The organism is Enterobacter sp. RCC_40, from assembly GCF_041360735.1.
GTDB lineage: Bacteria > Pseudomonadota > Gammaproteobacteria > Enterobacterales > Enterobacteriaceae > Enterobacter > Enterobacter ludwigii.
Genome location: NZ_JBFUPR010000001.1, coordinates 891,200 through 916,506, shown reverse-complemented (window position 1 = coordinate 916,506; position 25,307 = coordinate 891,200). Strand labels below are relative to the sequence as shown.

23 protein-coding genes and 1 pseudogene are annotated in these 25,307 nt (G+C 55.1%); 10 read left to right on the top strand and 14 right to left on the bottom strand.

Translation table 11 applies throughout. The annotated features are described in order from the left end of the window. Both AB6731_RS04310 and AB6731_RS04305 read left to right on the top strand, forming a co-directional pair. Complete coding sequence (locus tag AB6731_RS04310; RefSeq protein ID WP_025204112.1) at window positions 1–2,982, top strand: virulence factor SrfB; 2,982 nt, start codon at window positions 1–3, stop codon at window positions 2,980–2,982. Continuing rightward, a complete protein-coding gene (locus AB6731_RS04305; RefSeq protein ID WP_371005927.1) occupies window positions 2,979–5,153 on the top strand; it encodes a virulence factor SrfC family protein in 2,175 nt (724 codons plus the stop codon). The genes AB6731_RS04310 and AB6731_RS04305 overlap by 4 nt, the downstream gene beginning before the upstream one ends. A gap of 33 nt (window positions 5,154–5,186) precedes the next feature. On the opposite strand, the gene AB6731_RS04300 is transcribed toward AB6731_RS04305, so the two are convergent. From AB6731_RS04300 to AB6731_RS04260, 9 genes are all read right to left on the bottom strand, one after another. Further along, window positions 5,187–5,945, bottom strand: a complete 759-nt coding sequence (locus AB6731_RS04300; RefSeq protein ID WP_025204110.1) for an alpha/beta fold hydrolase — start codon at window positions 5,943–5,945, stop codon at window positions 5,187–5,189. Window positions 5,946–6,031: 86 nt separating this feature from the next. Further along, window positions 6,032–6,205: a GhoT/OrtT family toxin gene (locus tag AB6731_RS04295; protein ID WP_032670341.1), complete on the bottom strand. Its 174-nt coding sequence runs from the start codon at window positions 6,203–6,205 to the stop codon at window positions 6,032–6,034. A gap of 155 nt (window positions 6,206–6,360) precedes the next feature. Then, a complete protein-coding gene (gene patD, locus AB6731_RS04290; protein ID WP_025204109.1) occupies window positions 6,361–7,785 on the bottom strand; it encodes an aminobutyraldehyde dehydrogenase in 1,425 nt (474 codons plus the stop codon). Between the two features lie 24 nt (window positions 7,786–7,809). Further along, the gene (locus tag AB6731_RS04285) at window positions 7,810–8,616 is read right to left on the bottom strand and encodes an ABC transporter permease (RefSeq protein WP_371005926.1); all 807 of its coding nucleotides are present in this window, start codon (window positions 8,614–8,616) and stop codon (window positions 7,810–7,812) included. Continuing rightward, window positions 8,606–9,508, bottom strand: a complete 903-nt coding sequence (locus AB6731_RS04280; protein WP_200900464.1) for an ABC transporter permease — start codon at window positions 9,506–9,508, stop codon at window positions 8,606–8,608. The genes AB6731_RS04285 and AB6731_RS04280 overlap by 11 nt, the downstream gene beginning before the upstream one ends. Window positions 9,509–9,551: 43 nt before the next feature. Beyond that, entirely contained in the window at window positions 9,552–10,565 is a 1,014-nt protein-coding gene (locus AB6731_RS04275; protein WP_020884017.1) for an ABC transporter ATP-binding protein, read from the bottom strand. Window positions 10,566–10,580: 15 nt separating this feature from the next. Further along, a complete protein-coding gene (gene ydcS, locus AB6731_RS04270) occupies window positions 10,581–11,726 on the bottom strand; it encodes a putative ABC transporter substrate-binding protein YdcS (protein ID WP_025204106.1) in 1,146 nt (381 codons plus the stop codon). 273 nt (window positions 11,727–11,999) lie between these two features. Next, window positions 12,000–13,409, bottom strand: coding sequence for a PLP-dependent aminotransferase family protein (locus AB6731_RS04265; RefSeq protein ID WP_020884015.1), 1,410 nt, complete (start codon window positions 13,407–13,409; stop codon window positions 12,000–12,002). A gap of 82 nt (window positions 13,410–13,491) precedes the next feature. Further along, the gene (locus tag AB6731_RS04260) at window positions 13,492–13,680 is read right to left on the bottom strand and encodes a hypothetical protein (RefSeq protein ID WP_025204105.1); all 189 of its coding nucleotides are present in this window, start codon (window positions 13,678–13,680) and stop codon (window positions 13,492–13,494) included. Window positions 13,681–14,074: 394 nt separating this feature from the next. On the opposite strand from AB6731_RS04260, the gene AB6731_RS04255 reads away from it, so the two are divergent. From AB6731_RS04255 to hslJ, 4 genes are all read left to right on the top strand, one after another. Further along, a complete protein-coding gene (locus AB6731_RS04255) occupies window positions 14,075–15,475 on the top strand; it encodes a cytochrome ubiquinol oxidase subunit I (RefSeq protein WP_025204104.1) in 1,401 nt (466 codons plus the stop codon). Beyond that, window positions 15,475–16,485 (top strand): cytochrome d ubiquinol oxidase subunit II, encoded by a 1,011-nt coding sequence (gene cydB, locus AB6731_RS04250; RefSeq protein ID WP_025204103.1) that lies wholly within the window; start codon window positions 15,475–15,477, stop codon window positions 16,483–16,485. The genes AB6731_RS04255 and cydB overlap by 1 nt, the downstream gene beginning before the upstream one ends. Beyond that, complete coding sequence (locus AB6731_RS04245) at window positions 16,485–16,613, top strand: DUF2474 domain-containing protein (protein ID WP_014170274.1); 129 nt, start codon at window positions 16,485–16,487, stop codon at window positions 16,611–16,613. Before cydB ends, AB6731_RS04245 begins: the two co-directional genes overlap by 1 nt. 127 nt (window positions 16,614–16,740) lie before the next feature. After that, the gene (gene hslJ / locus AB6731_RS04240; RefSeq protein WP_371005925.1) at window positions 16,741–17,178 is read left to right on the top strand and encodes a heat shock protein HslJ; all 438 of its coding nucleotides are present in this window, start codon (window positions 16,741–16,743) and stop codon (window positions 17,176–17,178) included. On the opposite strand, the gene AB6731_RS04235 is transcribed toward hslJ, so the two are convergent. Beyond that, entirely contained in the window at window positions 17,179–17,445 is a 267-nt protein-coding gene (locus tag AB6731_RS04235) for a DUF333 domain-containing protein (RefSeq protein ID WP_014170276.1), read from the bottom strand. It lies immediately after the preceding gene. Between the two features lie 273 nt (window positions 17,446–17,718). Between AB6731_RS04235 and nifJ the strand changes: the two genes are divergently transcribed. The 3 genes from nifJ to AB6731_RS04220 all read left to right on the top strand — a co-directional run bounded on the left by nifJ (window position 17,719) and on the right by AB6731_RS04220 (window position 23,095). Next, a complete protein-coding gene (nifJ, locus tag AB6731_RS04230; protein WP_371005924.1) occupies window positions 17,719–21,243 on the top strand; it encodes a pyruvate:ferredoxin (flavodoxin) oxidoreductase in 3,525 nt (1,174 codons plus the stop codon). A gap of 392 nt (window positions 21,244–21,635) precedes the next feature. Continuing rightward, complete coding sequence (gene ompC, locus AB6731_RS04225; RefSeq protein WP_020884010.1) at window positions 21,636–22,745, top strand: porin OmpC; 1,110 nt, start codon at window positions 21,636–21,638, stop codon at window positions 22,743–22,745. Window positions 22,746–22,969: 224 nt separating this feature from the next. Beyond that, a complete protein-coding gene (locus AB6731_RS04220) occupies window positions 22,970–23,095 on the top strand; it encodes a hypothetical protein (protein WP_277600521.1) in 126 nt (41 codons plus the stop codon). A gap of 205 nt (window positions 23,096–23,300) precedes the next feature. On the opposite strand, the gene AB6731_RS04215 is transcribed toward AB6731_RS04220, so the two are convergent. The 4 genes from AB6731_RS04215 to AB6731_RS04200 form a co-directional block, all read right to left on the bottom strand. Beyond that, window positions 23,301–23,714 (bottom strand): GFA family protein, encoded by a 414-nt coding sequence (locus AB6731_RS04215; protein ID WP_257805709.1) that lies wholly within the window; start codon window positions 23,712–23,714, stop codon window positions 23,301–23,303. Between the two features lie 3 nt (window positions 23,715–23,717). Further along, window positions 23,718–23,915: a hypothetical protein gene (locus AB6731_RS04210; protein ID WP_014170281.1), complete on the bottom strand. Its 198-nt coding sequence runs from the start codon at window positions 23,913–23,915 to the stop codon at window positions 23,718–23,720. 134 nt (window positions 23,916–24,049) lie between these two features. Further along, the gene (locus tag AB6731_RS04205) at window positions 24,050–24,499 is read right to left on the bottom strand and encodes a hypothetical protein (protein WP_040017613.1); all 450 of its coding nucleotides are present in this window, start codon (window positions 24,497–24,499) and stop codon (window positions 24,050–24,052) included. Window positions 24,500–24,643: 144 nt separating this feature from the next. Then, window positions 24,644–24,988: a DUF1294 domain-containing protein gene (locus AB6731_RS04200; protein WP_020884005.1), complete on the bottom strand. Its 345-nt coding sequence runs from the start codon at window positions 24,986–24,988 to the stop codon at window positions 24,644–24,646. A gap of 90 nt (window positions 24,989–25,078) precedes the next feature. On the opposite strand from AB6731_RS04200, the pseudogene AB6731_RS04195 reads away from it, so the two are divergent. Beyond that, window positions 25,079–25,195, top strand: a pseudogene (locus AB6731_RS04195) (site-specific integrase); the annotation flags it as partial. Window positions 25,196–25,307: the final 112 nt, after the last annotated feature.

The window sequence follows — 25,307 nt, the reverse complement described above, 5'->3', positions numbered from 1 at the left end:
ATGCTGGTAAATCTTTGCGACTATAAACAGAGCGTCACGCTTATTGCCAACAGCGGCGTGCAATTCCTCGATTTTGGCCTGACTCCGCAGGACACCGCCAGCAACGGGCGCTTCGTACGTAAAACCGCCAACGGTCCGCTTCTGCGTCTCGATTTCGATCTCGTCAACGGGCGTTACACGCTGCCGGGATTGAACGGCGGACAGCCTGAAGTGGTGAAACCGGAAACCACGATCCCACTGCATCAGTCCCTGACGGTGCTGGATGGTGTCTGGCTCCCCATTCCCTTCCTGCGCTTCAATCCGCCACGTACCTTTGTTGACGGGCCGGATAACTGGGCGCGCGTCCAGGTGCGTAAACTTGAAACGCCTGATGCGGCAGGCAATACACACCGCGTCACGCTCGCTCTCGACAGCCAGATTGCAGAGCATGCTACTGCCGCGCTGTCCCCGGTTGAAAATGACATTCTCAACGGCACCCGTTTCGGACTGGCATGGCGTGACGATGAGGTGGAAAGCTTCCTCGACCAGACCTGGATTGACGGCTGGCTGCGCGAGGCGTTTACCCACTATGCGACCGACGTCGAAAACCGCGCGGAACGCGACCTGCAACAGGCAATGCGCAGCTTTGAGTACCAGGCACACTGGCTCAACCTGCTGTCCATGCTCGGTGAACAACTCACCGTGCCGGAAGTGAAATTTGTCACCCATACCCTCAGTACGCCGGCTATTCCGGTCGACCTGATCCTCGACGTCGGAAATACCCATACCTGCGGCGTTATTATTGAAGATCACGGTGATGCGAACGACGGTCTGCGCCAGACGGCCGAACTGCAGGTGCGCTCGTTAAGCGAACCACAGTTCCTCAATGAGCCGCTGTTTACCAGTCGTCTGGAGTTTTCAGAAGCGCGTTTTGGCAAGCAGCACTTCTCGGTGGAAAGTGGGCGTGAAGATGCCTTTGTCTGGCCGTCTATTGTCCGCGTGGGCGATGAAGCCCGCAAACTGGCTACGCACCGTCTGGGCACGGAAGGTAATAGCGGTATCTCCAGCCCGCGTCGCTACCTGTGGGATGAAACCCCGGTGGTCCAGGACTGGCGCTTTAGCCAGATGAACAGCAAAACCCAGCGCGAACCGCTGGCGACCGCGTTCCCGCTGATGAACCTGATGAACGATGACGGTGAACCGCTCTTTACGCTGCCGCAGGACGAGCGACTGCCGGTTTTCTCCCCGCAGTACAGCCGCAGCACGCTGATGACGCATATGCTGTGCGAACTGCTGGCACAGGCGCTGGGGCAGATCAACAGCGTTGCCACGCGCCTGCGTCTGGGCTTTCCGGCCTCGCCACGCCAGCTGCGTACGCTGATCCTGACCCTGCCCTCGGCGATGCCGAAGCAGGAACGCGAGATCTTCCGTCGCCGCATGTTCGAAGCGATCGCTATCGTCTGGAAAGCGATGGGCTGGCACCCGCAGGACGACGATTTTGCCACCCGTAAGCACCAGGAAAAAAGCGTGGTGCCGGTACCTGCAATCCAGATGGAGTGGGACGAGGCCAGCTGTGGTCAACTGGTGTGGCTGTATAACGAAGCGATCTCACATTTTGGTGGTCAGACGGAAGCGTTCTTCGCCTCCCTCGCCCGCCCGGATCGTGAACCTGAACCGGGGGTGCAGCCGGGGCGCTCGCTGCGTGTCGCCTCTATCGACATTGGCGGTGGCACAACCGACATGGCGATCACCCATTATCAGCTGGATGACGGCTCCGGTAACAACGTCAAAATCTCGCCGCAGCTGCTGTTCCGCGAAGGGTTTAAAGTGGCCGGCGACGACACCCTGCTGGACGTCATCCAGCGCTATGTGTTACCCGCCCTGCAAACCCAGCTGCAGAAGTCCGGCATCGCCGATGCCTCTCTGCTGATGGCCTCGCTGTTTGGTGACTCAGGACGCATCGATACCCAGGCGGTATTGCGCCAGCAAACGGCGCTTCAGCTCTTTATGCCGATTGGTCACGCCATCCTTGCCGCGTGGGAATCCAGCGACATCGACGATCCGCTGGCAGGCTTGCATGCCACCTTTGGCGATCTGCTGTCGCAGAAACCGACCCGCAACGTGATGAATTATCTGCAACAGGCCGTCGATCATGCCTTGCCGGCAGGTTCAGACGCCTTCGATCTGTTTGCCGTTCCGCTGCACGTGAATTTCCGTGAAATGCAGGATGCGATGCTGGCAGGCCAGTTCACGCTGGCGTCACCCCTGCATGCGGTGTGCGAGGCCATTTCACATTACAGCTGCGATATTCTGCTGATCACGGGGCGTCCGGGCTGCCTGCCTGGCGTTCAGGCGCTTATTCGCCACCTGCAGCCGGTGCCGGTTAATCGCATCGTCTGGCTGGATAAATACCAGGTTCATGAATGGTACCCGTTCAGCCAGCAAGGACGCATTGGTAATCCAAAATCGACCGCCGCCGTCGGCGCGATGCTTTGCAGCCTGGCGCTAGACCTGCGACTGCCGCGCTTTAACTTTAAAGCCGCGGATATCGGTGCATATTCGACGGTTCGCTATCTGGGCGTCCTGGATAACACCGTAAACACCCTGCGTGAAGAAAACGTCTGGTATCAGGATATCGATCTGGATAAACCGGGTGCGAAACTCGACGCTCGTCTGCACTTCCCCCTGCGCGGAAATGTGACGCTCGGTTTCCGCCAGCTGGCGAACGCGCGCTGGCCGGCAACGCCGCTCTATACGCTTAGCATCAACTCGGCCGAACTGGCCAAAGCGATTGCGGGTGACGGCGTGCTGAACGTGCGGCTCAAACTTTGTGGCGGCAATAAGCATGAAGGGCCTGAATCCTTCGCGCTGAGCGATGCCTGGTTGCAGGACGGGACGCCGGTTCCGCCTGATGCTTTAACCTTCAAACTGAATACTCTGGCCGATCGCCGTCATAGCGGCAGCCACTACTGGATCGACAGCGGGAGCGTATACCTGAAATGACTGCGACGATGACCACCACTCAGGCCTTAATCGGGTGGATAAATGAGACGCGCCTGAACGCCCCTGTGCTGGATAACGAGGCCGATGCCCTTCTTGCGCGCATCAACGCGACGCAGGCTCGGGAGCAGGCCATTGACCGCGCCCTGTCCCGCCCGGGCAGTATTGGACTTTACGGTCATTCTCAGAGTGCAAAAGCGCATCTGCTTTTATCGCTGTGCGGCAGCGGTAATGGCCGCCTGAACGTTACGCCAGGCCAGCGTACATTTGACTATTTTTCGCACATTAATCCGGGACATGCCCTGACCAACATGGCCGTGCGGTTCACCCGCGGAAATGCAGAGGTGATGGATGAGGCGTTCCCGCTGCGCCTGAGCCTGGTGACAGAGGCAGAGCTGGTTCAGCTGTTTATCGCCCGCACCATGCTGCAGCCGGACATCCGCGCCGTGGATAAAGCGGTCATTGAGACGCGCCTGGAGAAGTGGCGTGGCCTGCGCCAGCCGCAGGGCGTTCCTGGTATTACGGCTCAGGACGTGGGTGCCATCGCCCGCTTCTGGCAAAGCTCAGTACCTGCCGCGAAACAGCAAATTGATGATGCCCTGTGGCATCAGTTTGCACAGCTGGTCCCTTCGCTCGATCTCAGCACGCGAGCCAGCGTCTGGTCGCTGCTGTGGGGTGAGCAACAGGAGTTGACCCAGCAGTGGTTAAAGCTCGCTCATGTCCTGCATCAGACCAGCCATGCCGGAGAACTCGCCGCCCCACTCAGCCTGCTGGTCGATAACTTCGGGCTGCCGGGCGAAGGGTTCCTGACTCACGGCACCTTTACCCTTCCGGAGGCCCAGGAGACGCTGCTTCATCCGCTGAACAACGGCGAGATGCTTAACGCCATCAGTATCCCTGTCGATACGCTCGCCTTCCTGACGCGTGAGCTGGTCTTGCCGGTTGAGAGCAGCGCTCTGGATAATGTCGATATTATTGATATTCCGGTCTTTTCAGATAACAGCGCCGATACACTGAACCAGGCTAAATGCCAGTGGTTGCTGGAGCATTATCGCCAGCAGCTGCAACCGGACGTGCTTGTTATCTGCAATGCGACAGCCCAGCACGAGCAAACGGCTAAAAAAGCCCGGGTGCTGATGAACTGGGTCAAAGAGACTCAGCCGGTTGAAGAATCCGCTCTGCCGGGGCTGGTGTGGGCGATTACGCCTCACGACGCACGTTTTACCACCCGTCAGAACCTCGATGAAACGGTACAGCACCTGTTGGGCAAACCGGGTGTGCGCTGGGGGACACTGCAGGCGCTGGACAGCCACAGCATGCAGCGCGTGATCGAGTGGTTGTCTCAGGCCACGTTACCCGCTCAGCGGCAGAAGCGTCTTAGCACGCTGAAAGCAATGCTGCGCCAGGAACTCTCGGCCCTGATGAAGGGGTATCTGGCACCGCTGGTTGAGGAACCCGGCGCCAGACGAACTCAGGCCGAAAACATGGTGCGCGTTCTGCAAAGCTCCGCCGCCCGCCACGGTGAACTGCTTGAAGGTCTTCTGCCGCCGCTTAAAGCCTTTGAAACCCTGCTGGCCGTTCAGCAGCCCCGCGAGGAGCAGGTGAACGGACTGTTTACGGATACCATTGACCTGTTTGCCGAGCATGCCCAGGAGAACGCCAGTCCATTCCAGACCAAAGACAAAGCTCGCCTGGCGCATAAAGTCTGGATAAACCATCTGCGCCAGTGGAGCCGCAACGATGCCACTGCCGCGCGCCTTGGGCTGGAACCCGCTGTTTTGCAGCAAATTGCTGACGTTCTGGTGGTGGCCAGCTACCGACTGAACCTGCCGCAGCAGCTGCAGAACATTGTTAAAACCGACAAGAGCAGCGCAGCCCAACTGCATGCCGTAATGGGCAACTTCATTGGCTGGCTGGGCTACGATCGGACACCCGCAGAGGCACGCCCGGCGAGCCGCATCCGTAAAGGCCAGGCAATCTTTGTCACGCCGGTGGTCAACAGTACCGCGCCGCGCCTGACGCGTCTGGGAGAACAACCCGTACATGCGGCAACGGTGTATGTCTATGACTGGCTGGTCGCCCTCTATAGCCGGGCAATAGAGAACATCGATTTCCGCCACCCGCACGATGTACAGCCTGCCGCGCGCCAGGCCTTACAAGCCCTGTTACGTTAGCGCTCCTGGCCCGCAGAGATGCGGGCTATCCTTTCAGGTCGTGGTCATACACTCTGCTAACGTTTGCGCCAGTGCCGACGGATTTTCCCATGACATGGAGTGTCCGGCCGCTGGGATGATTTTCACCTCAACGCCCCGCTTTTGCAGAGAGTCCACATCATCATCAGGCAGGGACCGCTCGCCGAAAATCAACGTCACCGGGCAGCGCAGAGACAAAAACTGAACCTCCCATTCCGGCTCTACCCCTTCCACCAGGCTGGACGCGCCACGCCACACGGCATACGGCGCATTGCTTTGCAGACTGCCCGCCCAGGGTGAGGTTTCTGCACTGAGCAGCGCATCATACCCCTGCGCCAGGAACTGTTGTTCCGTCTGTGCTGCAATAGAGCGGCTGAACATGCCACCCCCGGCGTGAAAATTGGGTTCCGACACCATCAACCCTTTTACGCGTGGCGCCATCAGTCCTGCTACCTCGATAGCAATGCTGCCACCCATACTATGACCATATAGCCAGAAGCTATCGAGTTTGAGATGGTCCAACAGTTCAGCCACCACTCGCGCCTGCTCGCTGGTGCGATAACGATACTGCACGGGTTTGTCGCTGTAACCGCTGCCGGGGAGATCGATAAGAATGGCTCTGCGCGCACCAAACCGGGCGTCAGAAACGATACGAGGATATTCATAAGAAGAGGCGCAGCCTAACCCGTGAATAAACACCACAGGATCGCCAGAGCCGGGAAGATCGTGCCAGCGCACAACGCAGCCGGCCTGCTGCGAGTAAAAACTGTTCATAAGCACTCCTTTAACGATTCACTGTGTATTTATACAGTCTTCGTGTCTGGAATGCTATGTTCATCTTTTAAAACGGGAAGCGTGCTTCAGAAAAGCGAGATCAACAGCGCAACGGGAAAGCTCATTGGCCAGGTTGACCCCACCAGAAAAGCACTGAGCAGTCGGATACGTTTGCGGTCTTTAGAGAGGAACCAGGTAATTAATGCACAGACAGAAGCCATGATTGCGTAAAAAACCAACATCTTTTGATACAACGTCATTCTGTTTACCAGAGCCGAAAAAATAACCGCACGCAATATGCGTCATATGTTGATACAGATCAAGTTTTTTCGTTACAGAATAACCATCTGAATAATATGGGATATGTACTGCAGGCAGAGAATGCCCGGCGCTGAATGCGACCGGGCATGGGGGCTTAGAGCTTTATCATCACGTGGCGAACAACGGTATAATCTTCAAGGCCGTACACCGACATATCTTTGCCGTAGCCGGATAACTTCATCCCGCCGTGCGGCATTTCGCTCACCAGCATAAAATGGGTATTAACCCAGGTGCAGCCGTACTGCAGACGCGCGCTCATCCGGTGGGCACGCCCTACATCGCGGGTCCAGACCGATGACGCCAGGCCGTACTGCGAATCGTTCGCCCATGCCAGCACCTGCGCTTCGTCATCAAACTCGGTGACACTTACAACCGGGCCAAACACTTCACGCTGAACGATAGCATCGTCCTGTTTTGCCCCTGCCAGAAGGGTTGGCTGGAAATAGTAGCCTGCCCCCTCTTTTTTGCTGCCGCCGGTCACCACGCGAATATGGCTCAGGGCTTTAGCCTCATCAACCGCCTTACAGACGCGTGAAAGATGGGCTTCAGAACTGAGCGGACCCAACTCGGTGGTTTCCTCCTCCGGCGCGCCCATCTTCAGGCTCGCCACCGCGGCACCCAGTTTTTCCACCAGCGCGGCATAAACGCCCTTCTGCGCATAAATACGACAGGCTGCCGTACAATCCTGCCCGGCATTGTAGAAACCGAAAGTACGTACCCCTTCAACAACCGCATCAAGATCGGCGTCGTCGAAAACGATAACCGGGGCTTTGCCGCCCAGCTCCATATGGGTGCGTTTAATCGAGGACGCCGTATGTCCAATAATATGTTCGCCGGTGGCAATAGAACCGGTGAGCGACACCATACGCACCTTTTCGTGGCCGGTCAGCGGATCGCCGACCGTTTTTCCGCGGCCAAACAGAACGTTCAGAACGCCTGCCGGGAAGATGTCTTTCGCCAGTTCCGCCAGCTTGAGGGCCGTCAGTGGGGTAATCTCCGAAGGTTTGATCACCACACAGTTACCCGCGGCCAGCGCGGGTGCCAGCTTCCATGCCGCCATCATCAGCGGATAGTTCCATGGCGCAATGGAGGCGACCACGCCCACCGGATCGCGGCGTATCATCGATGTGTGACCGTCAAGATATTCGCCGGCGGCCAGCCCGTTCAGGCAGCGGGCGGCGCCGGCAAAGAAGCGGAAAACGTCGACCACAGCCGGAATTTCATCTCCCAGCGCACAGTGCAGCGGCTTACCGCAATTGAGCGATTCGAGACGGGCAAACTCTTCGCCGTGGGCTTCAATCACGTCAGCCAGCTTCAGCAGACACTCGGCACGCGTTTTAGGCGTGGTTTGTCCCCATTCAATGAATGCGCGATCGGCGGCCTGGACCGCCGCGTCGACCTGCGCTGCTGACGCTTCAGCAATCTCCAGAAGTACCTCTCCGGTGGCAGGGTTATAGACCGGCTGTTTTTCCCCGTCTCCGGCGACCAGTTCACCATTTATCAGCAGTTGTGTTTGCATAGCATTGTCCTGTTGAAATCAATGTTATTTCCCGCTTCCGGCACTGTTTTCGCCGTCGCGGGTTAGCCACCAGGCTCCCAGAATGGGTAGGGTTGTGACCAGCATCACCAGCAGTGCAACGACGTTGGTGACCGGCACGTCGCGCGGACGCCCGAGCTGATTAAGCAACCACAGCGGTAACGTGCGCTCGTGTCCCGCGGTAAATGTTGTGACGATGATTTCGTCAAACGAGAGTGCAAACGCCAGCATCCCCCCGGCCAGCAACGCCGAACCGAGATTCGGCAGGACCACGTAACGGAAGGTTTGCCAGCCGTCGGCCCCCAAATCCATTGACGCCTCGACCAGACTCCAGGAGGTGCGCCTGAACCGGGCAATCACGTTGTTAAACACCACCACCACGCAGAACGTGGCGTGACCAACCACGATGGTGAAAAAACCCGGCTCAAGGTCAATGGTTTTAAATGCCGTCAACAGCGCCAGACCGGTGATAATCCCCGGTAACGCAATCGGCAACAGCAGCAACAGCGAGATCGCATTTTTGCCAAAAAACGCGCTTCGCCACAGCGCCGCTGCAGCAAGCGTGCCAAGCACCAGCGCGATAGCCGTCGACAGTGCAGCGATTTGAAGTGACAACGTCACTGATTCAATGATGTCGCCACGCCCCGCGGCCACGGTGAACCACTTCAAGGTCAACCCCTGCGGCGGAAAACTGAACGCGGCGTCTTCGGTGTTAAAGGCGTAGGTCCCAATAATCAGCAGCGGGAAATGAAGGAAGATAACGCCTCCCCAGGCTGCCACTTTGAGGAACAACAGTGCGCGTTCAGAGTGCATCGAATGCTCCCAGACGTTTCACGAACGCCAGATAAAGAGAGATGAGGACAATTGGCACCAGGGTGAAGGCCGCGGCCATGGGCATATTGCCGATAGCGCCCTGCTGGGAATAGACCATATTGCCAATAAAGTACCCCGGCGGCCCCACCAGCTGTGGAACAATGAAATCGCCCAGCGTCAGGGAAAAAGTGAAGATTGACCCTGCGGCAATGCCCGGGATTGCCAGCGGCAAAACGACGTAACGAAAAGTCTGGTGTGGTCGCGCGCCGAGATCGGCTGAAGCCTGCAGTAACGACGCGGGCAGCCGCTCCAGCGCCGCCTGTACCGGCAGGATCATAAACGGCAGCCAGATATAGACGAACACCAGAAAACGCCCCAGCCCGGAGGTGGAAAGCGTGTTTCCGCCAATGGCCGGTAGCGTAAGGATCGCGGTCAGGATCGGCTCCAGCCCCAGGTGGCTCAGAAACCACTGCGCCACCCCGTCTTTCGCCAGCAGCAGCGTCCAGGCATAGGCTTTAACAATATAGCTGGCCCACATTGGCAGCATCACGGCGATATAGAAGAACGCCTTCCACTTGCCGCGAGTGTAACGTGCCATGTACCAGGCCATCGGAAACGCGAGGATAGCGCTGGCGATGGTCACCGCAATGGCCATCATCAGCGTACGCAGAATGATGTCATAGTTTGCCGGATTAAAAAGCGCCAGGATATTGGCGAACGTCAGGTCCGGCGTGACCGCCATGGTGAAATCGTCAAAGGTATAAAACCCTTGCCATAAAAGCGTGAGAAGCGATCCCAGATAAACGATGCCAAACCACATTAGCGGCGCGAGCAGCAGCAGGAACAGCCCAAGCGATGGCTTACGCCAGAACAGTGCGGTAAGGCGGCTCATGCGGCTACGGTGGGCGGGAGGCGGCGCGACACGCGTGTTCATGTCACCTCTCCTCTTGCAGGCGAACCATGGCATCACGTGACCACGACGCCATCACCGCCTGCCCCGGCGTCACGCCGCTCAGCGTTGCGGCATCGCTAAAATTGGCCTGGCTGACCAGCAGTTTTGCACCGTCAGCGAGTTTTAGTTCAAGTCGCGTTGCCGCCCCCTGATACTGTACTGCCTGCACCACGCCCTCAACCTGAACCTCACCGCTCTCATTGAGGCGAATATGTTCCGGCCGTAAAGAATAGATGCCTTCCATCCCGCACACGTTGTGTGCCATACCGGCGTCAAACACGTTTGAGGTCCCGACAAAGCTCGCCACGAATGGCGTTCCTGGACGCATATAGAGATCGCGCGGGGTGTCGACTTGCTCAATGCGGCCATTATTGAAAACCGCGACCCGGTCAGACATCGACAGGGCTTCCCCCTGATCGTGAGTGACGAAAATAAAGGTGATGCCGAGCTCCTGCTGCAGCTTTTTCAGCTCGAACTGCATCTGCTCACGCAGTTTAAGATCGAGCGCGCCGAGCGGTTCATCCAGCAGCAATACCCGGGGTTCATTGACCAGCGCCCGCGCGATGGCGACACGCTGACGTTGCCCGCCGGAAAGCTGCGAAGGCTTACGCGTGACAGCAAAGCTTAGCCCCACTTTTTCCAGCGCTTGACGCGCCTGCGCATGCCGCGTTTTCTTGTCGATACCTTTGACCATGAGTCCGTACGCGACGTTATCGAGGATCGACATATGCGGGAACAACGCATAATCCTGGAACACGGTATTCACATCGCGTTCCCATGGGGGAAGTGCGCTCGCCTCTTTACCGAAGATTTTGATTGCGCCGCCTGACAGCTGCTCAAAACCGGCTATCAGACGCAGGCAGGTAGTTTTGCCGGAGCCCGAAGGCCCCAGCATGGAGAAAAACTCTCCGTCATGAATAGCAATGGTGACCCCATCCACCGCCCGCACGTCACCGTACAGACGGGAAACGTCATTAAACTCTACTGCGTACGTCATGTTCTGCTCCTGCGATTAACGGCCGCCCATGATGGCGATGTAATCCTGTGTCCAGCGGCTGTAAGGAACGAATTTGCCGCCTTCTGCAATCGGGGTTTTCCAGAACATGATTTTGTCGAAATAGTTGTAGCCGTTCGTTTCGCAGCCTTTATCGCCAAGCAATGCGCTGGCTTTACACCCTTCCGGTACCACGGGCAACGAGCCAAACCAGGCCGCCAGATCGCCCTGCACTTTAGGCGTCAGCGACCAGTTCATCCATTTGTAGGCGCACATCGGGTGCTTGGCCTGCGCGTGCAGCATGGTGGTGTCCGCCCAGCCGGTTACCCCTTCTTTCGGGAAAACAGTGGCGACAGGCTGGTTCTCCGCTTTCAGGGCATTGGCCTGATAGGGCCAGGCGCTGGAGGCCACTACGCCTTCATTTTTAAAGTCGCTCATCTGAACGGTGGTGTCATGCCAGTAGCGGTGGATCAGCGCATGCTGGTCACGCAATACCTTCAGTACGGCGGCATACTGTTTTTCTGTTAGCTGGTACGGGTCGGTGATACCCAGCTGCGGCTGCGTGGCTTTGACAAACAGCGCCGCATCGGCGATGTAAATCGGGCCATCATAGGCCTGCACGCGGCCCTGATTGGTTTTACCGTCAGGTAAATTCTGTTTCGTAAAGACGACGCTCCAGCTGTCCGGCGGCGTCGGGAACGTTTTGCTGTTGTACATCAGCAGGTTTGGCCCCCACTGATACGGCGTGCCGTAGACGTTGCCGCCGACGTTAAACCATTCACCTTTGACGATCCGCGGGTCGAGGGTTTTCCAGTTTGGGATAAGGTCGGGGTTAATCGGCTGAACGCGTTTCCCCATGATCAGGCGCAGTGAGGCATCGCCCGAGGCAGTGACCAGATCGTATCCGCCTTTCGCCATCAGGCTAACCATTTCATCCGAGGTGGCCGCGGTTTTAACGTTCACCGCGCAGCCGGTCTCTTTTTCGAACTGCGTGACCCAGTCATAATTTTTATCGGTTTGTCCCCGTTCGATGTACCCGGGCCAGGCAATAATATCCAGTCGTCCTTCCCCGTCGCCGATTGCCTTCGGTGGCTCTGCGGCGTGCGCTGTCATGAGGGTCATGCCGAGCGCGCACAGGCTGCTGCGGGCAAATTTTTTGCTCATAAGAATTACTCCTGTCGCAATGAAATTTAGCGGCAGCCGTGCCGTAAAAATATCTCCCTTATTAAACGTAGACCGCGCAAATGCGCCGCACCGTGCGGCTTAAAGAAATTTCATCAAGGTGTGACCGAGGGCGCATTCCCCGTTAACTGGATTATAGACAAGGAGTTAGCGTTGAGAGGCGGTATGCAGATTTCCTATGATGCGGTACTGCGGAATATTCGCCCTACCGCCATCAGGATAAGGAATGATTATTTTAGAAAGGTGCGGAGATTATTATTCGAGCATGCTGCTAATTAATTTCCCTAACTGAATCACAGCCTGTTCTTCCCGCTCCCCCCACGCCCAGGAGGTATTAAACCGGAAGAACGGTGTCCAGGCGTCAGAGGTCGAAAACATCTTACCGGGGGCAATACTGATGTGGTGCATTAGCGCTTTCTCGCTCAGCAGCCCGGCATCCAGCTGCGCCGGGAGTTCCAGCCACAAAAAATAGCCGCTGTCGTTGTGATGAATTTTGACGCCTGCCGGCATATGGCGCAAAAGCGACTGCCACGCCTGCTGTTTGCGTTCGGCCAGCGTGCGGCGCAGGCGGCGAAGATGGGCGTCATAGCGTTTTGTCGCCAGGTAATCCACCAGCGCCAGCTGCATGGGTGAACTGGTCGATAAGGTGCTCATCAGCTGTAGCTGCTGAATGCGTCGTGCATGTTTACCTGCCGCCACCCAGCCGATGCGAAACCCCGCCACCAGACATTTCGAGAAGGACGAGCAGTGCAGCGTCATATCGTCACGATCCCAGGCTTTCGCTGGCAGGGGTTTCTCCCGGCCAAAATAGAGTTCGCTGTAGACATCATCTTCGATCAGGGTGACGTTGTGCCTGGCGAGAAGCGCGACCAGGTGCGCTTTTTTCTCTGCGCTGAGCGTGAAGCCGAGGGGATTTTGACTGTTGGTCATGAGCCAGCAGGCTTTGACCGGATACTCATTGAGCGCCTGCTCAAGCGCATTCAGATCGATCCCTTCGCGGACGTCCGTCGCCACCGACAGCGCTTTGAGTTTCAGGCGTTCCAGCGCCTGTAGCGCACCGTAGAAACAGGGGTTTTCGACAATCACCCAGTCACCAGGCTCGGTAACGGCCTGCAGGCTAAGATTCAGGGCTTCGAGTGCGCCTGCGGTAATGACAATCTCATCCGGCGAGATATTCATTCCCTGCTGCGCATAGCGGCGGGCAATGGCGTGGCGAAGGTCAACGTTACCCGGAGGCAGGTTCTCAATTACGCTCATTGCTGTGGCGGTTTTACTGACATTGGCCAGCGAACGGTTAAGTTGCTGCAACGGGAAAAGCCGGGGGTCGGGGAAGGCCGAAGCGAAAGGAACAACGGACGGGTCGCGGCTGGCCTGTAATACGTCGAAGATATAGGTGTTGATATCCACCACTTCGTCCCGCATCACCTGGGCAGGCGGCGCAGGTTGGTGTGCGGTCGGGCGCGAGGCAACGTAATAGCCCGACTGCGGCCTGGCGACGATACGCCCCTGGCTTTCCAGCATCTGATACGCGTGGCCAACGGTCATAAAACTCATGCCGCTGCTCGCGACCTGCTCTCGCAGAGAAGGCAGCTTATCGCCCGGCAACCATACGCCAAGCTCGATCTGCGAGATAATTTGTTGCGCCAGACGCTGGTATTTTTTCATCAGATTCTCCTTATGACCGACAGTGTATATCAGCAGGAGAAAAAGAGAAGATTTTGCTAACTGTTATAGTTAGCCAGATGCATTACTTACGCAGTTCGGTGACGTTACGCTGAGCGTGGCAGGCAGCGGCCAGATGATCGAGGGTAATCATCGACGATTTGCAAAAAATGCATTTTGCACCGAACGGGTTTTTCTCAGACACATCAAAAGCTGAGGTACGGTACTGCGAACCATGGCAGCATGGGCAGCGGAAATGGATATAAGAAGTCATAGGATTCTCCTGTAAACGTAAAAACGTTAATTGCTTAATGGGCCCTTCAGGCGATAGTGGTTTGAAACAAAAACTAATCGGAGTGTAGAAAAAGACCCAAGAGAGGCTGCGGAGAGGCACAACGTGATGAGAACTGCTTTATAAAACTACGTCAGATGTTTATTTGGACTCAAACCCAGAGGGCCATTAACGCATGTTGTTGATAACAAGGCAAGCTGTTTAATGCATAAATTTCATAAAAATAATTTTTTTATTCTTTCACGCAAGCTATATCAGATGTGCAAAGCGTGATGTTTTCATGAACTGTTATAGGTAAATTTCGCTTTTCTGCGTCTGATACTCGTTATTTCGCCCCTATACCATAACAGCACACCGTTTGACATTGAGGTTGTGCATGTTTGGTTTAGATGCTTTTCATCTTGCACGGATACAGTTTGCCTTTACCGTATCCTTCCACATTATTTTCCCGGCTATTACCATCGGTCTGGCGAGTTATCTCGCTGTGCTAGAAGGCCTGTGGCTGAAAACCAAAAACCCGGTCTGGCGTTCGCTGTACCATTTCTGGTCGAAGATTTTTGCCGTTAACTTCGGTATGGGCGTGGTCTCCGGGCTGGTCATGGCCTACCAGTTTGGGACCAACTGGAGTGGGTTTTCACAATTTGCCGGCAGTATTACCGGCCCGCTCCTGACCTACGAAGTGCTTACTGCCTTCTTCCTCGAGGCAGGATTCCTCGGCGTTATGCTGTTCGGCTGGAATAAAGTCGGGCCGGGTCTGCATTTCTTTGCAACCTGTATGGTGGCACTGGGGACCATTATCTCAACCTTCTGGATCCTCTCATCAAACAGCTGGATGCAGACGCCACAGGGATTTGAAATCGTCAACGGACAGGTGGTGCCGGTAGACTGGTTTGCCGTGGTGTTTAACCCCTCCTTCCCGTATCGCCTGCTGCATATGTCGATAGCGGCCTTCCTGAGTAGCGCCCTGTTTGTCGGCGCATCCGCAGCCTGGCATTTGCTGCGCGGAAACAACACCCCCGCCATCCGCGCGATGTTTTCCATGGCGCTGTGGATGACCCTGATTGTGGCTCCCCTTCAGGCGATGGTGGGTGATATGCACGGGTTGAACACCCTGAAGCACCAGCCCGCTAAAATAGCAGCCATTGAAGGCCACTGGGAGAACCCACCGGGTGAACCCACCCCGCTGCTGCTGTTTGGCTGGCCGGATATGGAACAGGAGCGCACCCGCTATGGGGTGGAGATCCCGGCGCTTGGCAGCCTTATTCTGACGCACAGCCTCGACAAACAGGTTCCGGCACTGAAAGAATTTCCAAAGGAAGACCGGCCAAATTCCACCATCGTCTTCTGGTCATTCCGCATTATGGCGGGCTTAGGCATGCTGATGCTGCTGCTTGGGGTAACGGCGCTCTGGTTACGTTATAAAAAGCGCGTGTACGCTTCGCGTCCCTTCCTGTGGTTTGCCCTCCTGATGGGACCCACCGGGCTGATTGCCATCCTGGCCGGATGGGTCACTACCGAAGTGGGCCGCCAGCCGTGGGTCGTCTACGGGCTTCAGCGAACGAAGGATGCGGTTTCTGCCCATGGTGACTTGCATATGAGCGTGAGTCTGCTGGCCTTCTTCGTCGTCTACACCTCCGTATTTGGCGTGGGTTACAGCTATATGGTCCGCCTGATTAAAAAAGGACCTCAGCCTCATGAATCGTTTGCCACCGAGTCCGATGGACGTCCCGCACGCCCGCTTTCTGCCGTTACTACTGAACATAAGGAGCAACCATAATGGGTATCGATCTTTCCATTATCTGGTTTGTTATCATCGTCTTTGCCACGCTGATGTATATCGTGATGGATGGTTTTGATCTGGGGATAGGTATCCTGTTCCCGGCTACGCCTGATGCCGACGATCGCGATGTGATGGTGAACAGCGTTGCGCCGGTCTGGGACGGCAATGAAACCTGGCTGGTGCTCGGCGGTGCAGCGCTGTTTGGCGCGTTTCCGCTGGCCTATGCGGTCATTATTGATGCCCTCACTATTCCGCTGACGTTAATGCTGATCGGACTTATTTTCCGGGGCGTGGCATTTGAGTTTCGTTTTAAAGCCACGCCGGCACACCGCCCTTTCTGGGATAAAGCGTTTATTGGCGGTTCGATCCTGGCGACCTTTACCCAGGGCATGACGGTGGGCGCAGTGATCAACGGCTTTAGCGTCACCGGGCGTGCCTACAGTGGCGGACCGTTCGACTGGCTGACCGTTTTTAACCTGTTCTGCGGCGCAGGTCTGGTGGTGGCCTACGCGCTGTTAGGCTCGACATGGCTGGTGATGAAAAGCGAAAACGCGCTGCAACAGCGAATGCGACGGGTATCCAGAACGCTCCTGATCCTGCTTCTGGTATTCATTGCAGCAATCAGCCTCTGGACGCCACTGGCGCAGCCGGCCATCGCCGCACGCTGGTTTACCCTGCCGAATCTTTTCTTCCTGCTGCCCGTGCCGGCACTGGTGGTGATCCTGAGCCTGTGTCAGTGGCGTTGCCTGAATAATCCCGACAGCCATCATCTGCCGTTTATCCTGACGTTAGGGCTGATTTTTCTCGGCTTTAGCGGACTTGGGCTCAGCATCTGGCCGCACATTATTCCCCCGTCAATCACGCTCTGGCAAGCGGCGGCTCCGACACAAAGTCAGGGCTTTATGCTGGTGGGCGCGTTGTTGATCATTCCCGTGATTCTGGTCTACACCTTCTGGAGTTACTACGTGTTTCGCGGAAAAGTACAGCATGGAGAGGGTTATCACTGATGCAACAACCTTTCTGGAAAAGAGTCATGTGGCTGGCCATTATCTGGGGCGGCAGCGTACTGGCACTGGCGGCGGTCAGTATGCTCTTTCGCATGTTAATGACGGCCGCAGGGTTTAAATCGCACTGATCGTATTGCGGGCAACGACAACGTTGCCCGGTACCCGCCCGCACTTTCAGATAAACCCCATTAACGCACGGCAGAGTATCGTTACACTGAAAAAAAGATTCACAGTATCTATCGTCTGAGAAGAAAAATGAAAAAGCTCATTGCGTTAAGTGTTATCAGTCTTGTCCTCACCGGGTGCGTTAATCCTGGTAAAGCCTCCGTTCAGCCGGACCAACTTAAGAGCCACCGTTTTGTACTGGAGAATGTGGACGGGAAAGCCGTTAAGGCCACGACAACGCAACCAGAGATCAGCTTCAAAGCCCTGTCTGATATCAGCCTGGTTAATAACATTAGCGTTTCCGGCGTGATGTGTAACACGTTTAACGGACAGGGGAAATTGTCCGAAGGTGAGCTCAAGGTCAAAACGCTCGCCATGACGCGCAAGCTCTGTACCGAACAACAGTTGAACGAACTGGATCAGGCCATTGGCGACATGCTGCGCAAAGGGGCGCAGGTCGACCTGACTGAAGACCAGTTAACGCTGGCGACAGCCGATAAAACGCTGATGTTTAAGCGTGCGGAGTAATCAGTAGTTTCCGCAGGATCCTACGGCAAGCGACTGTTCACTGCAGCGTTTGCCGTTTGGCAATGCGCACATCCCGATAGCTGAGCCGTCAAGCTGGCGGGCAACAGACAGCGAGCCGCCAATCATCGCGCAGTTGGCTTGTCCGGAGCTGGACATCGCCGCTTTCATTCCCGGCGTTACGTGTGCCGCCGTTGCCTGCTGAACAGGTTCACTGCTGCATGCCGATAATAATAACGCGGCACACCCGACCCAAAATGCTGAACGCATGCTCTCTCTCCCCCATTAATAATGCGAAACCTATGCATAATAGGCATCACATGCCGTGTCGTCGAGAGCGAAAGTGCGTATTTATGCGCTCCTGAAACAATTTCTCGCAATTTTTTCGCCAAAAGATTGATCTACTCATTGATGTCGAGAATACCGAGGACACAAAAGCGAAAATCGTAAAATCCGACCTTTGCTAAACTAAGGGAATAATATTCAAAGCCCGTTGTGTTTTTTTCGGGCTCCTTTTTTTGCGCAATGTAAGGGTGTTGTCCTATGCAAACTATTGACGGTAATGGTGCAGTCGCGTCCGTCGCGTTTCGCACCAGTGAAGTTATCGCCATCTACCCAATTACGCCAAGTTCTACGATGGCCGAGCAGGCCGATGCCTGGGCGGGAAACGGACTGAAAAACGTCTGGGGCGACGTCCCAAGAGTCGTGGAAATGCAGTCTGAGGCTGGCGCTATCGCGACCGTCCACGGGGCGCTGCAGACCGGTGCTCTGTCGACGTCATTCACGTCGTCGCAGGGATTATTGTTGATGATCCCGACGCTCTATAAACTGGCAGGACAACTTACCCCGTTTGTGCTTCACGTTGCCGCACGAACCGTTGCGACACACGCCCTCTCCATCTTTGGCGATCACTCAGACGTGATGGCCGTCCGCCAGACCGGTTGCGCCATGCTGTGCGCCAGCAGCGTTCAGGAAGCACAGGACTTCGCGTTAATTTCGCACATGGCGACGCTGAAGAGTCGCGTGCCCTTTATTCATTTCTTTGATGGTTTTCGTACCTCTCACGAAATCAATAAAATTGTTCCGCTGGCTGACGACACCCTCCTCAATCTTCTGCCGCAGGCGGAAATCGACGCGCATCGCGCCCGTGCGCTGAACCCGGAACACCCGGTGATCCGCGGGACATCGGCCAACCCGGATACCTATTTCCAGTCCCGGGAAGCAACGAACCCGTGGTACAACGCCGTTTATGATCACGTTGAGCAGGCGATGGATGATTTTGCCGCGGCCACCGGACGTCAATACAAACCGTTTGAATACTACGGTCATCCGCAGGCGGAACGGGTCATTGTGCTCATGGGGTCAGCCATTGGCACCTGTGAAGAGGTGGTGGATGAACTGCTGACCCGTGGTGAAAAAATCGGCGTGCTCAAAGTGCGGCTCTACCGACCGTTTTCCGCGCGACATTTGCTCTCCGCCCTGCCGGAAAGCGCGCGCACCGTGGCGGTGCTCGATCGCACTAAAGAGCCTGGCGCCCACGCAGAACCTCTGTATCTGGACGTCATGTCCGCGCTGGCTGAAGCGTTTAATTGCGGTGAGCGCGAAACACTGCCCCGCGTGATCGGGGGTCGCTATGGGTTGTCCTCCAAAGAGTTTGGCCCGGACTGTGTGCTGGCGGTGTTTAATGAGCTGAGCGAGGCTAAACCAAAACCGCGCTTTACCGTCGGTATTTATGATGACGTGACCAACCTCTCTCTGCCCCTGCCGGAAAACACGCTGCCTTCCACCGCAAAACTTGAGGCGCTGTTTTATGGACTGGGCAGCGACGGTAGCGTCTCCGCGACCAAGAACAACATTAAGATTATCGGGAACTCCACGTCGTGGTATGCCCAGGGGTATTTTGTCTACGACTCCAAAAAAGCAGGTGGGCTGACCGTTTCCCATCTGCGCGTCAGCGAGCACCCTATCCGCTCGGCGTACCTTATCTCGCAGGCTGATTTTGTGGGCTGTCACCAGCTGCAGTTCATCGATAAGTACCAGATGGCAGAGCGCCTGAAACCGGGCGGTATTTTCCTGCTCAATACGCCATACAGCGTGGATGAAGTCTGGTCGCGGCTGCCGCAGGAAGTGCAGGCGGTGCTGAACCAGAAAAAAGCCCGCTTCTACGTCATTAACGCTGCAAAAATTGCCCGCGAGTGTGGCCTTGCCGCGCGAATCAACACCGTGATGCAAATGGCCTTCTTCCACCTGACGCAGATCCTGCCGGGAGACAGCGCGCTAATGGAACTGCAGGGGGCGATTGCCAAAAGCTACAGCAGTAAAGGTCAGGAGCTGGTCGAGCGTAACTGGCAGGCGCTGGCGCTGGCACGCGAGTCTTTATTTGAAGTACCGCTGCAAGCGGTTGATGCGTCCAGCCCGAACCGTCCACCGGTGGTTTCTGACGCGGCACCGGATTTCGTGAAAACCGTGACGGCAGCCATGCTGGCCGGGCTGGGTGATGCCCTTCCCGTCTCCGCGCTGCCGCCGGATGGCACCTGGCCGATGGGCACCACGCGCTGGGAAAAACGCAACATCGCCGAAGAAATCCCCATCTGGAAAGAGGAGCTGTGTACCCAGTGCAACCACTGCGTAGCAGCCTGCCCGCACTCGGCCATTCGTGCCAAAGTGGTCTCCCCGGAAGCGATGGAAGACGCCCCGACCAGCCTGCATTCACTTGATGTGAAATCCCGTGATATGCGCGGACAGAAGTATGTTCTGCAGGTCGCTCCGGAAGATTGCACCGGATGTAATCTGTGCGTTGAGGTCTGTCCGGCGAAAGATCGTCAGGATCCGGACATCAAAGCCATCAATATGATGTCGCGCCTCGAGCATGTCGAAGAAGAGAAGGTAAATTATGACTTCTTCCTGAACCTGCCGGAGATCGACCGCAGCACGCTGGAGCGTATTGATATTCGTACCTCGCAGCTCATTACTCCGCTGTTCGAGTATTCAGGCGCCTGCTCCGGCTGCGGTGAAACGCCGTATATCAAGCTGCTCACGCAACTGTACGGCGACAGAATGTTGATCGCTAACGCCACGGGCTGTTCATCAATCTATGGCGGTAATCTGCCTTCCACGCCGTACACCACCGACGCCCATGGCCGCGGTCCGGCATGGGCGAACTCGTTGTTTGAGGATAACGCCGAGTTTGGTCTGGGCTTCCGTCTGACCGTTGACCAGCACCGCGCACGCGTGATGCGGTTACTGGAACAGTTTGCTGGCCACATCCCGGCGGAGCTGAATGAGGCGTTGCACGCCGATGCAACGCCAGAACGTCGTCGTGAGCAGGTTGCGGAACTGCGCAATGCTCTGCAGGGCGCGGAAGGTGCCGGGCAGCTGTTGACCGACGCTGACGCGCTGGTGGAAAAATCAATCTGGCTGATTGGCGGTGACGGCTGGGCGTATGACATCGGCTTTGGCGGGCTGGATCACGTGTTAAGCCTTACCGAAAACGTCAACATTCTGGTTCTGGATACGCAGTGCTATTCCAACACCGGTGGCCAGGCGTCAAAAGCTACTCCGCTTGGCGCAGTAACTAAGTTTGGTGAACACGGCAAGCGCAAGGCGCGTAAAGATCTCGGCGTCAGCATGATGATGTACGGCCATGTATATGTCGCGCAAATCTCGCTGGGCGCGCAGCTGAACCAGACGGTGAAAGCCATTCAGGAAGCGGAAGCCTACCCGGGTCCGTCGCTGATCATTGCCTACAGCCCGTGCGAAGAGCATGGCTACGACCTGGCACTCAGCCACGATCAGATGCGCCAGCTGACCGCAACCGGCTTCTGGCCGCTCTACCGGTTCGACCCGCGCCGCGCCGATGAAGGTAAATTGCCTCTGGCGCTGGATTCACGCCCGCCTTCCGATGCGCTGGCCGAAACGTTAATGCAGGAACAGCGCTTCCGTCGCCTCAACGCGCAACAACCAGAGGTGGCCGAGCAGTTGTGGAAAGATGCCGCCGCCGATCTGCAAAAACGGTATGATTTCCTGGCGCAAATGGCCGGAAAAACGGAAAAACCCACCCGCGACTGACTCTCCGTCTGCCCGGCTTGTCCGGGCATTTTTTTGCCATAAAAAAAGCCCGATGTATTCACACCGGGCGAGTCCAGATAATTAATGAATATCACGTTAAATCACTAAATGACATTCACATAAATTATGGATGAAAAATCTTAAAGGCATATAACGCCGCTGAGATTATCTGATTTAAGGGGCAATTAATAATTTTTATTTAATATGATTAGCTTTAAATCATTCATAAAGCCAATGACTATTTCCGCCGCATAATCCGGTTAAGAATTAACTTAACTCGTAACAATTATATTTTATTGTTCTTGGTGAGGAGTGATTTAGCATGAGACAGCTTTCTCGTGTGGAAAGTTCAATACGTAATTAAATAAAAACAACTGCAAAGGAATTCCAAAATGCAAAGAAAAGTACTGGCCCTGATGATTCCAGCGCTGTTAATGGCTGGCGCTGCGCATGCTGCAGAAATTTATAATAAAGACGGCAATAAATTAGATCTGTACGGAAAAGTAGATGGTCTGCATTACTTCTCCGACGATGCCTCTAAAGATGGCGATCAAACTTATATGCGTCTGGGCTTCAAGGGTGAAACCCAGATCAACAACATGATGACCGGTTACGCCCAGTGGGAATACAACATCCAGGCCAATAACACTGAAGGGTCTAATAACCAGTCATGGACGCGTCTGGCCTTCGCCGGTGTTAAAGTCGGTGACTATGGCTCCTTCGATTACGGTCGTAACTACGGCGTTCTGTACGACGTGGAAGGCTGGACCGATATGTTGCCTGAATTCGGTGGTGACTCTTACACCAATGCAGACAACTTTATGACTGGCCGTGCCAACGGGGTTGCAACCTACCGTAACACTGACTTCTATGGTCTGGTACAGGGTCTGAACTTTGCCCTGCAGTATCAGGGTAAGAACGAAGATGCCAGCAACAACCAGGAAGGCACCAACAATGGTCGCGACACGCGCCATGAGAACGGTGACGGCTTCGGTATCTCCACCACCTATGACTTTGGCATGGGTATCAGCGCGGGTGCTGCCTATACCTCTTCTGACCGTACCAACGAACAGGTGATGAATACCACTGCCGGTGGCGATAAAGCGGATGCCTGGACTGCAGGCCTGAAATATGACGCCAACAATATTTATCTGGCGGCAATGTATTCTGAAACCCGCAATATGACCCCTTATGGCGATAATACGGATGCCGTGGCCAATAAAACACAAAACATTGAAGTGACCGCGCAATATCAGTTCGACTTCGGCCTGCGCCCGGCAATTTCTTATCTGCAGTCTAAAGGTAAAGACCTGGCCAACGGTCAGGGCGATCAGGATCTGGTTAAATATGCTGACGTAGGCGCAACCTACTACTTTAACAAAAACATGTCCACCTACGTTGATTATAAAATCAACCTGTTGGATGAAGATGACAGTTTCTACAAAAATAACGGCATTAGCACGGATGATGTCGTTGCATTAGGTCTGGTTTACCAGTTCTGATCCCAGGAGCCCGCATCGTGATGCGGGCTCGTTATTTTCGTTGCGACGCCTGACGCCAGCCCTCCTCTTCTCTCCCATCATATTTCCCTCTCTTCGCGCCTCTCGGCTCAGTGAATGTGTGAATCATCTCAAAAGGAAAATTTATGACGGTGTCGTTAAGGGTAAGTTTAAAGAAACCCATGTAGACTAGCCTTATAGACTTTGCTTCATTAAGGATAACTGCATTGTTTGGTCGTGTATCAGTTGCCGTACTTACCCTTCTGGCGATTATATGGATGGCGTTAATTTTTGATTTTGGTGGTGTCGTTGGGCATCTCGGCGCGCTGTTGAACCATCTGGATGGCAATTAAGGTTTTCCCCAAACAATACGCCACCAGCAGGGCCGGTGGCGGGAAACGTATCAACGGACTATTTTTTGACCGGCTGAGGCTTTTTATCACCTGACTCAGGCGCCTCACGCGGCTCGTCTTTCTCAACATACAGCATATTTCTCTCCTGTTTCGGATACCCACTCCCCACTATAGGCCGCATTGTATAAATCTGGCCAGGCGGCAGTTACGCTTCTTTTTGACGAAAAGAGAGGTAGCCGAAAACCCCGCTGTCGCCATCCGCGGGATGATTAACGCCGTCCATCACCGTCACTTCGGCAAAATCAAAGGGGGTCACATTTTCAAAACAGGCCACATTCACGCCGTATTCGTTGGGATTTGAACGCCGCTGATGGAAGGTATAAATCCCGCAGACCGAGCAGAAGAAATGGCGTGCTGTTCCTGTGTTAAAACGATATTCCGTGAGCTTATCCGCCCCTTTCGTTACGGTAATGCCCGACAGCGGTGCCGAGACCACCACGGCGCCCCGCATCCGGCAAAAAGAGCAGCTGCAGCGCCGGGCGGTATTTAATCCGTCTGAGAGTTCAACGGTAAACGTCACCGCGCCACAATGGCACTGTGCATGACGAATATCAGCCATCGGTTACACCCCCTTTCTCACGAGCTCGGCAGCCTTAACGAAAACCTCATCTTCAACGCCATCGCCTTTCTGTCTGCCGAGTCTGACCAGTTCACTCACAATACTGTCGCGATGGATGGGTTGCTGTGCTGAAACAAGACCGATAACGGCGGCACCAATCGCCAGTCCCACTAATCCCGTTTGTTCATCTTTGTTCTTCATGTTTGTGCTCCCTTGTACAACACAAAAAGCGTAGCAGGATTGTGGTAAAACGTGGCGTTGTCACGGATGCTATTTATTCTGTGATACAGGGCGTAACCCCTTAGCTAACAGGTGATGAGGTCGAGGTGTACGTGTCAGAATCGCGGCGCGAGGCCGTATTTGGGCGCATTAATGTTCGCGGCCCAGACCTTGATGTCGTTTTGAAGAAGTAAGGTAAAATCCGATTTCAGATGGTTAACCATGCCGTTAACGCTCTGCGCATCTTTCACCGAAAAATGCTCTATCCGGTTCTGCCCGACCTGAACACAATAATACGTGGCCGCAAGCACTTTGCCATTCACGTTAAGTTCTTGCCGGGTCCCGTCACAGCGCCCTTCGGTGATATAGGAGACCAGCAAATTTGCTGATTTCCGCTCAGGCTGAGAGATGCTCAACATGACCGGGAAACCGTCTGAGGTCTGGGTCATATCGTAAAGAACAGCATTTTTTATATACCAGGTATTATATTCCCGCTCCTGAAAAGCTGACCTCGAAGGCGCAGAAACGACCACCAGCATTGCCAGTGTAATAGTTTGAATTTTCATGAGATGTTGTCATCCGTGTCGTTGCACACATTATTCAGATCGTGCAAAAAACAGCAACACCTTAAGAATATTCCTACTACTATTGGCAGTCGTTTTTAGTTATCTACCGTGGTCATCGCGTTATTGCATTCCGTTTGTACACGCTCAGTACGTTAAAACAGGAAAGAGTTGGTACACCGCCACCATCGCTGAAATACTGACGATGACACTGACAATGAAGTAGGTTTTGAAGGGCTGCTTTTGCGTTTTATGGCGAAACAGTTGCTGACCTATAATCGCCCCGGGCCATCCGCCGATAAGGCCAAATACCAGCAGTGTGGCTTCCGGCACTCTGCGCATGGCCCTTCGCGCCGCCATTTTGTCGGCGCCATACATCGCTAACGTCAGTACGTTGATAAGCAGGAGCCACAGGATAAACGGATGCGAGGTGAATAGACTTCCGATTGCGGCGATCAACAGAAGCAAATAACAAAAGCGATTGAGGGTCATAGCACAAGCCACTGGAATGTTCAGAGTATGTCGAAGCCGCATTATACGCGATATCACAAAGCAAGGTTGCTGCCGTCCACAATTCAAAATCCTGTAAAACGTGCTGGCATTCGGCGCAACAATCCGTACCATACACGGCACACTTTCGCATGCTGGTGGTTAACCGCAGGCGCTGACCCGTCTTTTATTGCCAGTCAGATGGGGCACTAAAATGCGCAGAGGGTGTTTGAAATCTAAGCTTCATAGAGTGAAGAGATGAACAGCAAAGAGAGGGCCATGCTGACAGAAGCTGCCCCTCTAAACCGTTTGCCCCACTGGT

What these genes read in the sequence shown, in the direction of transcription:
- AB6731_RS04310 (WP_025204112.1), top strand. Translation starts at nt 1, where the DNA reads ATGCTGGTAAATCTTTGCGACTATAAACAGAGCGTCACGCTTATTGCC.
- AB6731_RS04305 (WP_371005927.1), top strand. Translation starts at nt 2,979, where the DNA reads ATGACTGCGACGATGACCACCACTCAGGCCTTAATCGGGTGGATAAAT.
- AB6731_RS04300 (WP_025204110.1), bottom strand. Translation starts at nt 5,945, where the DNA reads ATGAACAGTTTTTACTCGCAGCAGGCCGGCTGCGTTGTGCGCTGGCAC.
- AB6731_RS04295 (WP_032670341.1), bottom strand. Translation starts at nt 6,205, where the DNA reads ATGACGTTGTATCAAAAGATGTTGGTTTTTTACGCAATCATGGCTTCT.
- patD (WP_025204109.1), bottom strand. Translation starts at nt 7,785, where the DNA reads ATGCAAACACAACTGCTGATAAATGGTGAACTGGTCGCCGGAGACGGG.
- AB6731_RS04285 (WP_371005926.1), bottom strand. Translation starts at nt 8,616, where the DNA reads ATGCACTCTGAACGCGCACTGTTGTTCCTCAAAGTGGCAGCCTGGGGA.
- AB6731_RS04280 (WP_200900464.1), bottom strand. Translation starts at nt 9,508, where the DNA reads ATGAGCCGCCTTACCGCACTGTTCTGGCGTAAGCCATCGCTTGGGCTG.
- AB6731_RS04275 (WP_020884017.1), bottom strand. Translation starts at nt 10,565, where the DNA reads ATGACGTACGCAGTAGAGTTTAATGACGTTTCCCGTCTGTACGGTGAC.
- ydcS (WP_025204106.1), bottom strand. Translation starts at nt 11,726, where the DNA reads ATGAGCAAAAAATTTGCCCGCAGCAGCCTGTGCGCGCTCGGCATGACC.
- AB6731_RS04265 (WP_020884015.1), bottom strand. Translation starts at nt 13,409, where the DNA reads ATGAAAAAATACCAGCGTCTGGCGCAACAAATTATCTCGCAGATCGAG.
- AB6731_RS04260 (WP_025204105.1), bottom strand. Translation starts at nt 13,680, where the DNA reads ATGACTTCTTATATCCATTTCCGCTGCCCATGCTGCCATGGTTCGCAG.
- AB6731_RS04255 (WP_025204104.1), top strand. Translation starts at nt 14,075, where the DNA reads ATGTTTGGTTTAGATGCTTTTCATCTTGCACGGATACAGTTTGCCTTT.
- cydB (WP_025204103.1), top strand. Translation starts at nt 15,475, where the DNA reads ATGGGTATCGATCTTTCCATTATCTGGTTTGTTATCATCGTCTTTGCC.
- AB6731_RS04245 (WP_014170274.1), top strand. Translation starts at nt 16,485, where the DNA reads ATGCAACAACCTTTCTGGAAAAGAGTCATGTGGCTGGCCATTATCTGG.
- hslJ (WP_371005925.1), top strand. Translation starts at nt 16,741, where the DNA reads ATGAAAAAGCTCATTGCGTTAAGTGTTATCAGTCTTGTCCTCACCGGG.
- AB6731_RS04235 (WP_014170276.1), bottom strand. Translation starts at nt 17,445, where the DNA reads ATGCGTTCAGCATTTTGGGTCGGGTGTGCCGCGTTATTATTATCGGCA.
- nifJ (WP_371005924.1), top strand. Translation starts at nt 17,719, where the DNA reads ATGCAAACTATTGACGGTAATGGTGCAGTCGCGTCCGTCGCGTTTCGC.
- ompC (WP_020884010.1), top strand. Translation starts at nt 21,636, where the DNA reads ATGCAAAGAAAAGTACTGGCCCTGATGATTCCAGCGCTGTTAATGGCT.
- AB6731_RS04215 (WP_257805709.1), bottom strand. Translation starts at nt 23,714, where the DNA reads ATGGCTGATATTCGTCATGCACAGTGCCATTGTGGCGCGGTGACGTTT.
- AB6731_RS04210 (WP_014170281.1), bottom strand. Translation starts at nt 23,915, where the DNA reads ATGAAGAACAAAGATGAACAAACGGGATTAGTGGGACTGGCGATTGGT.
- AB6731_RS04205 (WP_040017613.1), bottom strand. Translation starts at nt 24,499, where the DNA reads ATGAAAATTCAAACTATTACACTGGCAATGCTGGTGGTCGTTTCTGCG.
- AB6731_RS04200 (WP_020884005.1), bottom strand. Translation starts at nt 24,988, where the DNA reads ATGACCCTCAATCGCTTTTGTTATTTGCTTCTGTTGATCGCCGCAATC.